The organism is Flagellimonas algicola, from assembly GCF_005937185.1.
Lineage (GTDB): Bacteria > Bacteroidota > Bacteroidia > Flavobacteriales > Flavobacteriaceae > Flagellimonas > Flagellimonas algicola.
Genome location: NZ_VCNI01000002.1, coordinates 410,807 through 426,779, shown reverse-complemented (window position 1 = coordinate 426,779; position 15,973 = coordinate 410,807). Strand labels below are relative to the sequence as shown.

Below are 15,973 nucleotides of genomic sequence, written 5' to 3'. Positions count from 1 at the left end.
TGAAAGATTTTGGATTGTGGATAGGGTGAATGGAAACTGGTTAAAACAAAAAAAGAACCTGAAAAGGTTCTTGATATTTAAAATTACTGGAAACAAATTATCCATTACAACCAAGGAATTGTTGAATTCCTTGGCGCAATGGAAACCTCAACTAAACTAAACACTTTGTGACCAAAAGCCGAAAAGTGCATCGCTATGTACAGTAGTCAAAAACGGAAGAGAACTTAACTTCCTGCTTCAATAAAACTTAACTACCAACTACAATTCAAACTTAAGACAAGGTTTTGGTTTAATCGTCTCCCAATTAACAGATGGGGCTTTTGAGTTCACAGATACCCGTTTTCAATTGACGGTTGCGGTTTTAAACTTTTGAAAAATGGAATTAACAGCTTATAGTTCTGGCAAGTTGTTTTTGACGTTTTTCCAAAAATGGCTGTCAAAAACCCGAGTGCATCCTATAATGGCACCTTTTTCCATATGATTGGATATTCGGATAGGAATAGGAATACCATTTTCATTGAGACTTGCCTGCAAGGATTGCCCAAAACAAGCGTACGACTTGGAAATATTGCCGCCCATTACCAAGGCATCTGCATGGAATTTTTTCAGCCACGGGGCGAGAAAGTCCCCTAAATCCTTACCAAAATCCTCAAACACTTTCTGGGCAAGGGGGTCAAACGCAAAACGCTTTGCCAGCTCCCAAACTCCAGATACTTCTATTCCACTGAGTTCTTCGTAAGCGTTAATGCAGCCCCGGGTTGAGAAATAGTCATCGGCCATACCATCTTTGTAGGGAAGATTCCAAAGACAACCATTAGGAGGTACGTTGCGACCGTTTACCACTGGGATCCCATTTTCAATGAATCCAGCACCAAACCCAGTTCCCAGGGTTATACACAACTGCCTCTTGAATCCTTCTTCCTCTGCCAGCCAGGCCTCTCCCACGGCAAAAGAAGTAGCATCGTTTAAAAAACGTATGGGGAGGGATTCAGATGTAATGAGCAAAGGTTTTAGATCATGGTCTACCCTGACCTCGTTTAAGGCACCATACTTAAACCCTTCTGGATACAAGGCAATACCCTTCTTGTAATTAAAGGGCCCGGGAATGGCAAAGCCAATACCTTCCAATGCTAAATTATGGGAGGCATTTATGGTCTTGTTCAATGTACTTGCCCAAGTTTCCATGATTACTTCATAGGGTTCCAAGTTGGCAACATGACTGGTGGCGTAGGTTTCCTCCAGAATTTTTTTCTGTTGAACATCAACCACGGCAGAAGATATATGGGTGCCCCCAATATCCACTCCAACTACATATGTACCATTAGCGGACATAGTTATTCTTTTATAGGTTTAACCTGATATCCTTTCAAGCCGTAAAAAATGAGATAAGAATAGCAGAAGACGGGAATTATAAACGAAAGCTGGATACCAATTTCATCAGCCACTGCACCTTGAAGGATGGGAATTAATGCGCCACCCACAATCATCATTACCAATAGGGAGGAGGCTTGACTGGTATATTTGCCCAAATCTTTAATGGCCAAGGTGAATATATTTGACCATAAAATAGAATTGAAAGCTCCAATGGCTATAGCACTCCAAAAGGCGATGGCGCCGTTGGTGACAATCATAATGGCCAAAAGGATAATAACAATGGAAGCGAAGAGCGTTAGTACCCGGTGGGGTTTGGAACCGCCCACCAAGAAAGCCAAATAATTGATGATCAAGAAAAAGATGAAAAACTGGATCTGGGCAAATGGAATCAACTCGAGTGAAAAAGCTCCATCATTGTTTTTGACGCCAGTTATAAAATAAATAACCATAAAGGATAGTACCGAAAGTCCAGCCATAAACAAATACTTTTTTGTCTTGTCTGTCATGCTTCCCATGGCAATGGAACCCAAAAACCTTCCGATCATGGCCCCTCCCCAATAGTAGGAGAGGAACACCCCACCTTGGGATTCGTCCATCCCGGCAATGCTATCCAACTTAAAAAAGTTGATAAGAAAACTTCCAATGGTAACTTCTCCACCTACGTACACAAAAATGGCGATCATGCCCAACACCACATGTCTGAACTTGAGCACGTATAGGCCTTTCTCCAATTGCTCAGTGTTTTTAAAGGAGGGGAGATTGATGAATTTGATAATAATGGCCAATAAAAAGAACATACCGCCATAAATCAGATATGGAATCTTTAGGGAGTCTACAGTGATTTCTCCATTGGAAAAAACTTTGTATAACAAAATGGCGCCTACCAATGGGGCCAAGGTTGCCCCAAAAGAATTAAATCCCTGGGCAAGATTCAACCGACTGGAGGCAGTTTCCTGTTTCCCCAAAATGGCTGCGTACGGATTGGCGGCAATCTGAAGAATGGTCACGCCGGAGGCCAAAACAAAAAGTGCGCTCAAAAAGATTCCGTACCGTTGAAATATGGCTGCAGGATAAAAAAGGCAGCAGCCAAGGCCGCAGAGCAGTAGGCCAATAATAATACCGTTTTTGTATCCAATTTTGGATATGGGATCCCCCTTGCTTACCGAAATGATAAAATAGCCCAAGGAAATGATAAAGAACGCACCAAAAAAGGCAAACTGAATCAAAGCCGCTTGAAAATAGCTGAGTTCAAATACTTCCTTTAGATGGGGGATGAGTACATCGTTCATCACGGTGATGAACCCCCACATAAAAAAGAGGAAGGTTATGGTTAAAAAGGGTTTGCGGTAGTTTTGGGTTGCACCTGTGGGCGCAGTACCGCTATTAGGTAAAACTGCCATGGGCTAGTAGGGTTTTAGAATCATTTATAACAATTAGTGACGCCATTGGGGTATAGCAGGTATTTTCCATTTTACAGGATAGGTTTTGTGGGTACGGATATTAATTCCAAATTTTTGTTGTTCTGTCCCGCAAGGATGTGCCTTTGTCCTAAAATGTCAATGAAACTTAGGTTTTTGACATCCTCTGAAAGAAACAAGCCCGTTTTGTTTGCATTGATAGCCTTAAACTGCCCTTGTCCTATATTTTTAAGAACCATTCCGTAACCTGCATCGTTTCTTGGGGTTTCAATTTCTGATGCAAAAAGGTTTCCGGCCAATATCAAATCTTGAGTGCCATCATTATCCAAATCATAGTCCAAAATGGCATTTATGGAGGAGATTTGGGCCAATTCTGGGAAGGGGACAAAATCAAAATTCCCGTTCCCGTTGTTTATCAGAACTCCACTTTTAAAGTTGTAGGAAAGCAGGTGCAGCGCTTCTGAAAGTTTTTCACTTCCATAGATATCCGCAATGGTTGATTTGCCAAAAAGGTCATAGGACGGAGTTATTTTTTTGATGGAGGGCATTTGTTGCGAAGAGCATTCACGACCTCTTACCGGATACAGTTCCCCAAAATTGTAATAGCCCAAAACCAAGTCCTTTTTCCCATTGTCATCAAAGTCATGGTAATAGACTTCAAAGGGGTTTTCCTTATCGGCCTTGTATTTGTAATTCTCTCCAAGATTGCCCAATACATAATCTTCGTCCCCATCATTGTCCAGGTCAAATGCTTTTATAGAAAAATACCATCCGGAAAGGCCATTTAAGGAGCTTGTGTCCGCTTTGGAGAAAATCCCATTGTTGTTGGTCATAAAAGTGGGTTCCATCCATTCGCCAACAATACTTAGGTCTAAATCGCCATCCTGATCATAATCGGTCCAAGTGGCATCAGTTACAAGTCCTAGGTTGATGAGGTCTGGAGCCGTACTTTCTGTAACATCGATAAATTTGCCACCTGTATTTTTGAAGAGATAGCTACTAGCAGGGGAGGGATAGTCATGGGGAATAAATCTACCTCCTATAAACACATCTTGGTAGCCATCATTGTCATAATCCGCTATGCGAATTTTAGAGCTGCTAACGGAAATTTGAGGGAATAAATCCTTCCGAAGCACAAATCTTCCATTTCTGTTCTCATATAGGCGATCCACATAGTTGGGTGTGTTGGCCTGATACTCGTTGCCCCCTGATGCTACCAACAAATCATTGTCTCCATCATTGTCGTAATCAAAAAATTGTGCATCCACATCTTCGAATCTCGCATCTTTTTCAAAGGTTTGTGCAAGCGCAAAAGAACCATCGGATTTTTGGATGTACACAACGGAAGGGTTTCCTGCGCTTTGCCCTAGGAATATATCATCTCTCTTGTCCCCGTTGATATCGCCCACGGCCAAAGCTGGTCCAAAAGTGGACATCTTATGCGGTAATAACACTTGCATGAGATAATCATCAAATTCATTTTCGGTATGGGCAAGTTCTGGATTGAGTGCTACGGATTTGAATGTTTTATCCCTTAAATCCAGATTTTTGCGAGTTTGATCGCGGTCAGGTTGATAGGCAATGGTTACCGTAGTATTGATATCAGGACTCAAAACGCTTTGCACTTTTTTACCTGGCCAAATAATCAATAAAGAGTCAACCGAACTCTCGGTGCCAAGACCCGCCACAATTTTTGGAGGTACGGAGGATTGATAACCCCTTACACTGTAGTTCTCGTAAACCTGCTCCTTGCCCTGGGTATAGATTTTTACCCTTGCACCAATTCCCATGGAATTTTGCGCCGGCCCTTTGAAGGCCAGTTTTAGATAATTTTTGCTTTGAAGATTGGCATTGTTTCTTAATATGGTTGCTTTGGAATCAACGTTGTTGATAACAATGTCCAAATCCCCATCATTGTCCAAATCTGCGTAAGCGGCCCCATTGGAGTAGGAGCTCTCTGGATTATCTAACCACTCTTTTGAAGTGTTTTGGAAGGTAAGCCCTCCGGTATTTTTATAAAAGTAGTTGATGTGGGGACGATTTGGGGTTGTTTCTATTAGGTGGTTTATTTTCTCTGGATTGCTAAGTGCATCCTGATTTTCACTCAAATATTTTTGAAGGTTGTTGAAATAGTCCTTGTTTCTAAAATCCCTTTTGATGCCGTTGGAAATGAAAATGTCTTTAAGGCCATCATTATCAAAATCCACCATCAAGGGCGCCCAGCTCCAATCGGTATTGGAGATTCCGGCCATTTGCCCAATATCAGAGAAAAAAGGTGTCCCCGAGGAGTCTATATGGCCACTGTTTTTTTGCAGGGTGTTGTACATGTATTGGTAATGCTTTCCTGCGGCAACATTGGTGTTGAATTTTTGGGGATTCATACTAGCCATACTGGTTTTCATCCCATAGTTATCCTCGGATACCATGTCCAAGGTGATAATATCCACAAAACCGTCATTGTCAAAGTCGGCAATATCATTGCCCATGGCAAAATTGGAAATATGGTTGGTAGCTTCTTTGACCACTTCCCTGAAGGTGCCATTCTGTTGGTTGATGTAGAAGTAATCAGGCTCATCGTAGTCATTGGAAATGTAAAGATCAGGCCAGCCATCATTGTTTAAATCGCTTACGCCCACCCCAAGGCCATAGGAAACACCATTGGAGTAGATACCGACTTGCCTGGTCACATTGACAAATTTTCCGTTTTGATTCTCATAAAAACGGTCACCCAGCGGTGAAAAGGTTTCGGTATTTCCCAATGTAAAGGTTTGGGGGTTGTGATTCATGAGGTACATGTCCAGATCACCGTCCAGATCATAGTCGATAAATGCAGATTGGATGGAGTTCCCGGTATCGGCCAATCCAAATTGCTCTGCGGACTCCTCAAAAACAGGGATTCCATTTTTATTTGGGCCTTTATTTATAAATAGCTCGTTTTGGAGCAACGATTTTTTTTCATAGGGACCAGATTTGCATACATATATGTCCAGCAATCCGTCATTGTTGATATCCACCATATTGGTTCCAGTCGTCCAACCCATTTTACCGGTGGTATTAGATATTTTCGTGATGTCCTCGAACTCCAAATCGCCTTCATTGAGGTAGAGTCTATTGCTTTCCAAATTGGAGGTAAAGTAAATGTCTTCCAATCCATCATTGTTGAGGTCACCTACGGCAACACCAGCTCCATTATACACATACTCGTATAGGAAGGAATTGGTAAGCTCGTTTTCCACGTTCACATTCACGAAGTGAATATTGGTGTGACCGCTATCCATGGCTTGAAATAGAAATGAGGAATCTTCATTATCCACCTTACATGAGTTGGTCAAAGCAAGTATTAAAATGAGCATGAAGCCCAATCTCGAGGTTGTTTTCTTTTTCATTAGTTGAGGTTAAATAACAATCTTAAGATGATTGTGGCTAACTTAAAAGAAGTTGTAAAAAAGTAAAGGAAGATTGCTCTTCCTTTACTTAAAATTAATTATGAATCAAACTAACTCAAACTATAAAATTAATCTACTTAATGGATTACTTTACAGTAAGTTTATTATTGAGCAAACCATAGAACAGTTCTCTGCTCATCTGGTCCTTGCGCTGATACAGCTGTTGCGTAATTTGGATTTTCTTGAGCACCAGAACCATATCTTAAACGTTGTGGGTAATCACCGTTCAATTCTCCTAAGGCAAAGAGGATTGGATCGGTAACTCCAGCGGCCAATTCTGCAGGGTAACCTGTCTTCCGTACAACCGCCCAAGCTTCAAAACCATCTGTATAGCTCGCCAACCAACGCTGCAACGCTATTTTTTCCAATCTTTCATCTTCGGTTCCTCCAGTGATATCAGCAATGGGCTGTGCAGCATAGGCTGCAGCATCACCGCCTCCGATGCCCCAAAGTTTCATAGCTTCTTCAATACCAGAATTCATAAGTGCTTGAGCATCTCCAGTCCCAAGGCCTCTTACTACAGCTTCTGCTTGCAGGAAATAGGCTTCTGCGCTGGACAAGATAATCTCTGGGTAACCATCTACTTGCTCACCTCTTGGCGTGATTACATCGTCAGATGGAGTTGAAAACATATCATATCTCATGAAAGGATAGGTGTCACCGTTTACTCTTACAGGTTGACCTATGAACTGTCCAGATCCTACTTCTATTGCGGTTACGGTTCCAACTGTTGACATGGTGTAATTGGCACCAGCAGCATCCAAATTGGCTACGATAAAGTCCAGTCTATCTTGAAAATTAGGGTCTGGTGGATCAGAAGCGGCAGAATCAAATTCAAAACTACCTCCTTTGGCCGGTTGAACGTAAGACGTTAGACGCGGGTCGTTATTGTCTTTCAACAAGTTTACAAGCGTACTTGAAACTGTCCAATCGGATCCTCCACCGAAATCATGCCATACATCGCCATAGGCAGATGAAGACCACTTACTGATTTCAAAATCCTTGATCATAGTAACGCTTCCAGAAGATGCATCCAATAAAGGCGCACCCATGGCCGAGGTAATTGTAGCTGCTGCAAAATCATCTCCAGGAGCACCGAGTGCACGCATTCCTATTCTAAGCTTTAGCGTGTTGGCCAAACGTTTCCACTGTTGTAGATCTCCACCACAGTAGATATCGTTGGAACCTGCATCATCCACACCAAGACCTGTTCGTTCGGTATCACCAATAATGGACATTGCTTCATCCAAATCGGCAATGATACCTTTATAGATAGTTGATTGTGTGTCATAAGCTGGAGTCAAAATTCCATCAACACCTGCTTCAGTGAAAGGAACCATTCCAAAAGTATCTGTGTACATCTGGTAATACAGCCCTTTCATGACCAAGGACATGGCATACATGTATTGGTTTTCGAACTCTCCGCCTTCCGTTGTAAGGTCAGCAAAGGATTTGATGTTTCCAAAATAACCCGCTAGCCAACCATAGGTAGCATCCGTATAACTTGCATTGAAGTTATAGCTCAAACCGTCACTCCACCAAGAGGAATTGTGTCCGAAGGTAAAGTGACCTGCGAATCTATCCGAGTGGATCAAGTGGGCTCTCCAGTACGTAAATCTGTTAGGAGCATAAAGACCCACTTGGGAACTTGTTAAAAAGAACTTGGCACTTACTTCGTCAGTAAGGAAACCTTGTGTGTTTGTGTTGATGTCATCAAAGTCTTTGGTACAGCTGTTAAGAACACATAACGCTGCAACAAGACCAAATAACCATAATTTGTTTTTTCTCATCATTGCAATTTTTAGAAGTTAACATTTAAACTCAAGCCTAGACTCCTTGAAGTGGGTAGGGCATAGAATAAAACACCTTGACCAAAGTTGGATGTAGAGTAGCTAGACTCAGGGTCAAAATTATCGGCCTTTTTATAGATAAAGAACAGATTCCTTCCAATAAAGCTAAGAGATGCATTTTGGATAAATGTGTCATTTAACATTTTATTAGGAAATTGGTAGCTTAAGCTTAACTCCCTGAGTCTGAAGTTAGTTTGCTCGAAAATATACTCTGAACCAATGCTACTGACAGCACCCCAGTAATCTTGGGCACTGATAGTAGTAGTGTTGGGAGAGAATGTTCCATCGCCATTGTCTATTACTCCTTCTACCAAAACCCCGCCATCACGGAATTGCAAAGATCTTTCGGAAACACCGGAGGCATCCATAGCAGAATCGGTAAAGGAGAATACCTCTCCACCAACCCTAAAGTCAACCAAGGTGTTTAGTGTAAAGTTTTTGTATTTAAATGTATTTGTAATACCTCCAGAATAGTCTGGCTGATAGTTGCCAAACTTTTCACGTTCCGCAGTAGCTCTTGGGCGGCCTTCTGCCGTTACAACAAGTTGTCCAGCATCATTTCTTAACCAAGTAGTGGTATAAATATCACCAAATCCTTCGCCAACTTGAGCGCGAACATCCACAATACCACCATTGCTACTACTAAACTGGAAATTTTCTTGACCTTCGATCAAGCTAACCAATTCATTTTTGTTCCTAGAGAAGTTAGCGGAAATATCCCATGAGAAGTTATCCGTTCGAACAGGAGTACCTCCGATAAGGACTTCAATACCCTTGTTGCTGATTTCACCAATATTTTCCCTAAATGAACTAAAACCAGTACCTGGATCAACAGGTACATCAAAAATCAAGTCTTTGGTTGTAATGTTATAGTAGGATACGTCACCATATAATCTGTTACCAAACAATCTAAATTCGGCTCCAACTGTAGTGGTTGTAATATCTTCTGGTCGTAGGCTTTCACTAAACTTAATGTTAGGTCTGTTGATTTGGACGTTGCCCAAGTATCCGTCACCTGCAACACTAAATACGTTCACAATCTGTCGAGCTCCAGTATCATTACCAACGCTAGCGATACTTCCTCTTACTTTTAACATATCAATCGCACCACCTTGCAAGTTGAATACTTGATCCAACAGGATACTTACGTTTGCAGAGCTATAGAAATACGATCTGTTTTCTGGCGCTAATGCCGATGACCAGTCGTTTCTGGCGGTGAGGTCCAAATAAACTGCATCATCATAACCAAAGGATGCTGACCCATACAGGGAATTTACTCTTTTTTCTACAAGGTCACTTTGACTGGCAGTCAACAAATCGGCGTCTGTATTACTCAAGAAATAGCGCCCTGGAATCTTAAACTCAGAACCATTGATTCTTGCATCAATTTCAGTGGTATGCCTCATGTTACCACCTGCGTTGGCGGTCAAGTTCAATTTCTCGGTTATGTCTTTGTTAAACATCAATAAGAAATCGTAGTTGGTTTCTGTTTTATCATTTTTACGGAACCCAATGCCTCCACGTGGGAAGAAATGGTGTCCAACTGCGGTGTATCCTTCCACATCTTGGGTCACCTGGTCAGTACCTGCCCTTGCAAAAGCTGACAACCAATCGGTGAACTGATAATCCACCTTTACCAAACCGGTAAACCTCTTTCGCTTATCACTGTTGTGATCGTTCTGTAAAATCCAATATGGATTACCTCCAGATGAGGTAGGGGCAATTACACGGAAAGGATCTTCTGGGTTGATTGGGTTTTCAGTATCCTGAAAAACCTGAAGATCAGAATTCCTTACGTTACGCGCAACGGTCCATAAATAGGCCATTACACCTTCTGTACCTTGACTTGGTCTATTTTTGGCATCTTGCAGGAAATAAGTAGCCTTGGCATCAACTGTTAGGCGATCTCCTAATTTTGTAAAGCCTCTAAGATTGAAGTTGTTACGTTTTACATTGGAATTAGGTAGCATGGACTCCAAATCCGAGTTGGTATAGGAAAACCTTACGGAAGAGTTTTCTGTTCCTCCGGATAGGGCTACGGTATTTACCAAACTTGTTCCCGTTCTGAAGAAATCCTTTACATTGTTTGGTTGAGCGGTATAAGCTCTTTGTTGACCATTGTACGCCAATTGTTGGGAACCATCAAATCTTGGTCCCCATGATCCTGTTGATGCAACTGCATTTACCTGGGTGGCCAATGGATCACTTGGGTTAATTTGAGGGAAGTTTCCATCTGTACCCCTACCAAACTCATTTTGATATTTAGGGAGCACTAACGGATCTTCAAACGTAACACTAGCTGTGTAGTTAACACCAAGGCCTCTGCCCAAAGTTCCTTTTTTGGTGGTAATGATGATTGCCCCATTCGCAGCTCTAGATCCATAAAGGGCCGCAGCGTTGGGTCCTTTCAGTACAGAAATGGATTCAATATCATCCGAGTTGATATCGGAAATACCATTACCCAAATCTGGAACACTAAATTCTCCAGCACCTGCAGTACCTAATGTAGAGTTGTCAATTGGGATACCATCTACAACATACAGTGGCTGGTTGTTACCGTTAAGAGAGTTGTTACCACGGATTACCACTCGAGTACCACCACCAACACCGGAAGTTGATTTTGAAACAACTACACCGGCAACCTTACCTGCCAGGGAACTGGCAACATTGGATTCCTTTACTGTTGAAACGGCATCTCCGGAGAGTTCGGTAACTGAGTATCCCAGGGATTTCTTCTCCCTGCTCAGACCCAAAGCGGTCACCACAACCTCGTCTAAAGACTCAACATCTTCTCCTAGTGAGACATTGATAGTTGTTTGTTGGCCAACGGCAACTTCCTGTTCGGTAAAACCGATGGCAGAAAACACCAAAATGGCGGCATCATTTGAAACAGTGATGGTGTAGTTTCCATCAAAGTCAGTGGAAGTACCATTTCTAGTACCCTTCTCCACAACGTTAATCCCGGGAACAGGCTCTCCTGTACTTGCATCCGTAACGTTTCCTGAAATTCTTTTTTCCTGTGCCATCGTTGCCGTGAGGCATAAAAACGACACAAGTAGTAGAAAGTAATGAATTTTTCTGTTCATACTAAATGAGTTAGGTTATTAGTTTCTAAAGCTCATAACAAGCTCTAAGTTCGCAATGATAAAAGTTCGAATTCCTTATATATATAGGAAAATTTTTCGACTAATAACGACGCTCAAAGGCTAAAGAACATTGTAACGAAAACGTTTGAAATAAGGTTTTCCCCAAAGATTTGGGAAATTTATGGCACAATCAAGGATAGGTTTCCCTTGGATTTCAATGGATTGGCCTTACCTGAATTCCACTGTTTTGGAATTTGTAAGTTTTTGATGGGAAAGAAAATAGCTGTTATGCTTTTTACCATCAATAAAAATATTTCCTATAGCCGCTTTGGTTTCTCCCAATTTTGTGCTGATTACCACCTTCTGGTTGGTATAATACTCCGCATCCAAATGAATGGTGATTTTTTCAAATTTGGGTCGGGTCAACGCATAAATAGGTTGGGCGGGATTTACAGGATAAATCCCCATCATGGAAAACACGGCCCATGCGCTCATGGTTCCGGTATCGTCATTTCCTGGGAGTCCGTCGGAGCTATTCTTAAAATATTTTTGAAGCAAATCCGATACGGTTTGTTGTGTGCGCCATTCCTCCCCTTTTACATAATTGAAGAGATAAGGATAAGCAATATCCGGTTCGTTGGCCATATCAAATTGGTTCTTGTCAAAAACGTTTTGCAGCTGTTTTGAATACGCTTTGCCACCGCCCATTAGTTTCATTAGTCCCTTGGCATCATGAGAGACCATAAAGGTGTACTGCCAAGCATTGCCTTCAATAAAACCAAGGTTCTTGACAAAGTTTGCACCGGTCTCCGGATTGTAGGGGGTGAGCCAACTGCCGTCATCATTTTTGGGCCGCAGTAAATTAAATTCATTGTCAAACAGCTTCCGATAGGAAAGGCTGCGTTTGGAAAAACGCTTATAGTCCTCTTTCTTTCCCAATGCTTTGGCCAACTGTGCAATGGCATAATCACTGATGTTGTATTCTTGGGTGGTGGAAACGGAACCGCTATTGATTGTTTTTGTGGTCAAATAGCCCTTTTCAATATAATCTTTAATACCTGGGCGTAGGGGGTTGTTCTCCAACTGATCAGCACTTTTTACCATGGCCTCATAGGCTTTCTCCACATCAAAATCTTGGATTCCCTTTAGATAAGTATCAGCAAGGACAATACCGGCCGGATCACCAACCATGGTGGTCGTCTCGGTAGCGTTAAGTTCCCATTTGGGTAACCAACCTGACTCGTCATAAATTTGAAGGATGCTCTTCACCATATTGGATTGTTGCTTGGGGTATACCAAACTCATGAGTTGGTGTAAATTGCGGTACGTATCCCAAAAGGAAAACACAGTATATCTAGTACCGTCCGTTTTCAGGGTTTCCCGGGTTCGCATTTTCGGATATTCCCCATTAATGTCGTTCAAGGTACTGGGGTGGATTAAAGTATGGTAAAGTCCTGTGTAAAAAATCGTTTTATCGTCCTGACTTCCGCCTTCAACTTCAATCTTGGAAAGGTATTGGTTCCATTCTTGTTGGGTCGCTGCCTTTATATCATCAAAGGATTTGCCTGCGGTTTCCTTTTCAAGGTTTTCCCGAGCATTTTCAATGCTAACGTACGAAACCCCGATTTTCATTTCCACTTGGGTAGGGATTTTGAAGTCGTATCGCATATAGGCACCAATGCTATCGCCGACAACCGTTTTGGTAAAACCTTCCATGAGTCGGGTTTTTCCGTTATAACCCATCCATTGTGCTTCCACACCTTTATAAGTAGTTGGCTTTTTCCAGGTTCCAAAGGAGGAGGCTGGTTCGGAGAATTTGGCCACGAAGTAAACCGGATAGGCTTCCTCGGGTTTGTAATAACAGAAAGACCCAACACTCCTGACCCCTTCAATCTCCGTAGGAGAAACAATCTTTACCTGGGCCCCTTGTTCATTTGTAAGACCCAAGCCAAGATTTAAAAGAATATTTGCCTTGCCAGCTGGGAAGGAATATTTACTGACCCCAGTCCTGGTAGTGGCTGTTGCCTCCACCTTGATGTCGTATTTGTCCAACTGGGAAGAGTAATACCCCACTTTCGCTATTTCATCGGAATAGGTAGAGCCGTATTTCTCATGATCCGTTTCCAGTTCACCAGTGGTAGGCATAGCAAGAATCACACCGAGCTCTGGACAACCCACTCCGCTCAAGTTTACATGACTGAAGCCTGTTAGGAATTTGTTTTCATGAACGTAGGGAGTAGAGAACCACCGACTGTCCTTTTCCAACGGAAGATTTTGAGAGCCCGCCACATTGAAGGGAGAGACATTGGCCATTCCCCTAACCGCTATGGGGCCTGGATTGGTCGTGCCAAAGTTGGAGGTGCCAATGAAGGGATTCACATAATCAATGGCTTGGTTTTGCGCTATGGTTGCACAACTAAAAAAAATAAGAAAATACCCTAGGAAGTTTTTTTTCATCATTCTTTGGAATTGGATAAGGAATATGGTTTGGAATCCTCAGCTGTTGCCCAAGATTCATTGGGCTCACTTCCCATGTTAAATTGTAATGTGCCCCCGTTCTGAACCATTTCTGTGGAAAGCCAGGTTTGATCAAAACTTTTCCCATTCAATGTGGCATTCTGAATGAAAGGTTGGCCTTCGCCATTACTAGCCGCAACTACGTTAAAAGTATTTCCATTTTGTAAATGAAGCGTCGCTTCGTCAAACAGAGGCGCTCCAATAACGTATTGGTTGGTGGCAGGTGCTACCGGATAGAATCCTAGTGAACTAAAAACATACCATGCGGATGTCTGACCATTATCCTCATCTCCACAATACCCATCTGGGGCTGGCGTGTACAATTTCGTCAGTACCTCCCGTACTTTTTGTTGTGATTTCCAAGGCTGTCCGGCATAATTGTACAAATAGATCATATGCTGTATGGGTTGGTTGCCATGGGCGTAGTTGCCCATGTTCATGATCTGCATTTCCCGGATTTCATGAATGGTAAATCCGTAGTAGGAATCGTCATATTCCGGAGGCATGTTAAAAACCCCATCCAGCATGCCGGTAAATTCTTCATCTCCTCCCATAAGTCCAATAAGACCTTGCACATCATGGAAAACACTCCAAGTATAATGCAGACTGTTGCCTTCTGTAAATGCATCACCCCACTTTAGTGGGTTAAAAGGTGACTGGAAGGAACCATCCTTGTTTTTACCACGCATCAACTTGGTGGACGGGTCAAACAGTTTTTTGTAGTTCAGGGATTTTTGGTAGTAGGTATCTGCCAAATCATCTTGTCCCAAAGATTTTGCCATTTGGGCAATGGTGAAATCGGCATAAGCATACTCCAGGGTTCTAGCTGCATTTTCATGAATGCCCACATCGTAAGGAACATATCCCAATTCATTGTAGTAATCCAAACCGGCTCGACCTACACTGTTAACTGGCCTTCCATCTGGTACGGTTGCGTTTTTGATGATGGCATCAAGCAAAACTTCCTTGTCAAAACCTTCAATGCCACTTAAGTGGGCATCAGCAATGATGGGTGCCGAGTTGGAACCGATCATACAATCCCGATGTCCGGGACTGGCCCATTCCGGTAGCCAACCTGATTCTTTGTAGGTATTGACCAAGCCTTCCATGATGTTACTGTTCAACTCAGGGTACATCATGTTGAAAAATGGAAATACCGCCCTGAAAGTATCCCAAAAGCCATTGTCCGTGAACATATATCCAGGTAAAACTTGGCCGTTGTATGGACTGTAATGCACAATTTGATCATTGCTATCGTACTCATAGAATTTTCTGGGGAACAACAACACGCGATACAGACAGGAATAAAAAGTGCGCAAATGATCAATATTGTCCGTACTAACCTCAATACGGCCCAATTCCTTCTCCCAAGCCTTGGTGGCCTCATCTCTAGTTTCCTTAAAGGTTTTGGAACCAATTTCCCTATCCAGATTGAGTTGGGCTTGCTCAGGACCAATAAATGAAGAAGCCACTTTTACATGAACGGCTTCGCCTCTTTTCGTCTTAAAACCAATAATGGCACCCACATGTTCTCCTTTGCTTTCCGTTGTGTTTTCATGAAGGGACCAATCATCTCCCCAAGTATGGGTGATTTCAAAATCCTTATCAAATTCAGCTACGAAATAGTTGTGGAAATTTTCCGGTACCCCACCACTGTTGTTGCGGCAGTAGCCTATAATTTTTCGTTCCTCTGGCAACACTTTGACCATGGAGCCTTTAAAAAAACCATCCAAAAGGATAAAAGCTTGATCGGTTTCCGGAAAAGTGAAACGAAAATGGGCAGCTCTTTCCGTAGGGGTTACTTCGGCTACGACATCGTAATCAGCTAAATAAACACTGTAATAATCCGGGCGAACCGTTTCGGCCTTGTGCGAAAAATGGGAAGCGCGTTCCTCTTCTTTGTATTTCAATTCACCAGTAACCGCCATTAAGGAAAAGGCAGCATAATCGTTGATCCAAGGACTGGGTTGGTGGGTTTGTTTGATACCACGAATAGTCTTCTCATCGTATTTGTAGGTCCAACCATCTCCCATTTTAGAGGTCATTGGGGTCCAAAAGTTCATGCCCCAGGGCGTGGCAATTGCCGGATAAGTATTCCCATTGGACAAGCTAAAATCCGAATCGGTACCCATTAACGGGTTCACGTAGGAGAGGAGTTCTTTTTTTGTCTTTGGCGTATCGTTGGAGTCGGTTGTTGTTTGATTTCCGCAGGAAACGAACAGCAGTGCCATCCAAGCCATGGCAATTCCTTTTGGTAAGCAGTTTGTCATTATCAGCTTCAT

7 protein-coding genes are annotated in these 15,973 nt (G+C 42.5%); all 7 read right to left on the bottom strand.

Annotation, left to right across the window (positions count from 1 at the left end; genetic code table 11):
- Positions 1–390: 390 nt before the first annotated feature.
- On the bottom strand, positions 391–1,332 hold the full coding sequence (locus tag FGG15_RS10675; protein WP_138836060.1) for an ROK family protein: 942 nt from the start codon (positions 1,330–1,332) through the stop codon (positions 391–393).
- A 2-nt stretch (positions 1,333–1,334) separates the two neighbouring features.
- The gene (locus tag FGG15_RS10670; RefSeq protein WP_138836058.1) at positions 1,335–2,774 is read right to left on the bottom strand and encodes a sugar MFS transporter; all 1,440 of its coding nucleotides are present in this window, start codon (positions 2,772–2,774) and stop codon (positions 1,335–1,337) included.
- 71 nt (positions 2,775–2,845) lie between these two features.
- Positions 2,846–6,178 carry a VCBS repeat-containing protein gene (locus tag FGG15_RS10665; protein WP_138836056.1) on the bottom strand — a complete coding sequence of 1,111 codons (3,333 nt, stop codon included), beginning with the start codon at positions 6,176–6,178 and terminating at the stop codon, positions 2,846–2,848.
- Positions 6,179–6,342: 164 nt separating this feature from the next.
- Positions 6,343–8,028: a SusD/RagB family nutrient-binding outer membrane lipoprotein gene (locus FGG15_RS10660; RefSeq protein WP_138838248.1), complete on the bottom strand. Its 1,686-nt coding sequence runs from the start codon at positions 8,026–8,028 to the stop codon at positions 6,343–6,345.
- Positions 8,029–8,039: 11 nt separating this feature from the next.
- A complete protein-coding gene (locus FGG15_RS10655; RefSeq protein ID WP_138836054.1) occupies positions 8,040–11,174 on the bottom strand; it encodes a SusC/RagA family TonB-linked outer membrane protein in 3,135 nt (1,044 codons plus the stop codon).
- 228 nt (positions 11,175–11,402) lie between these two features.
- Positions 11,403–13,631 (bottom strand): GH92 family glycosyl hydrolase, encoded by a 2,229-nt coding sequence (locus tag FGG15_RS10650; protein WP_138838246.1) that lies wholly within the window; start codon positions 13,629–13,631, stop codon positions 11,403–11,405.
- Entirely contained in the window at positions 13,631–15,973 is a 2,343-nt protein-coding gene (locus tag FGG15_RS10645) for a GH92 family glycosyl hydrolase (protein WP_237561804.1), read from the bottom strand. The genes FGG15_RS10650 and FGG15_RS10645 overlap by 1 nt, the downstream gene beginning before the upstream one ends.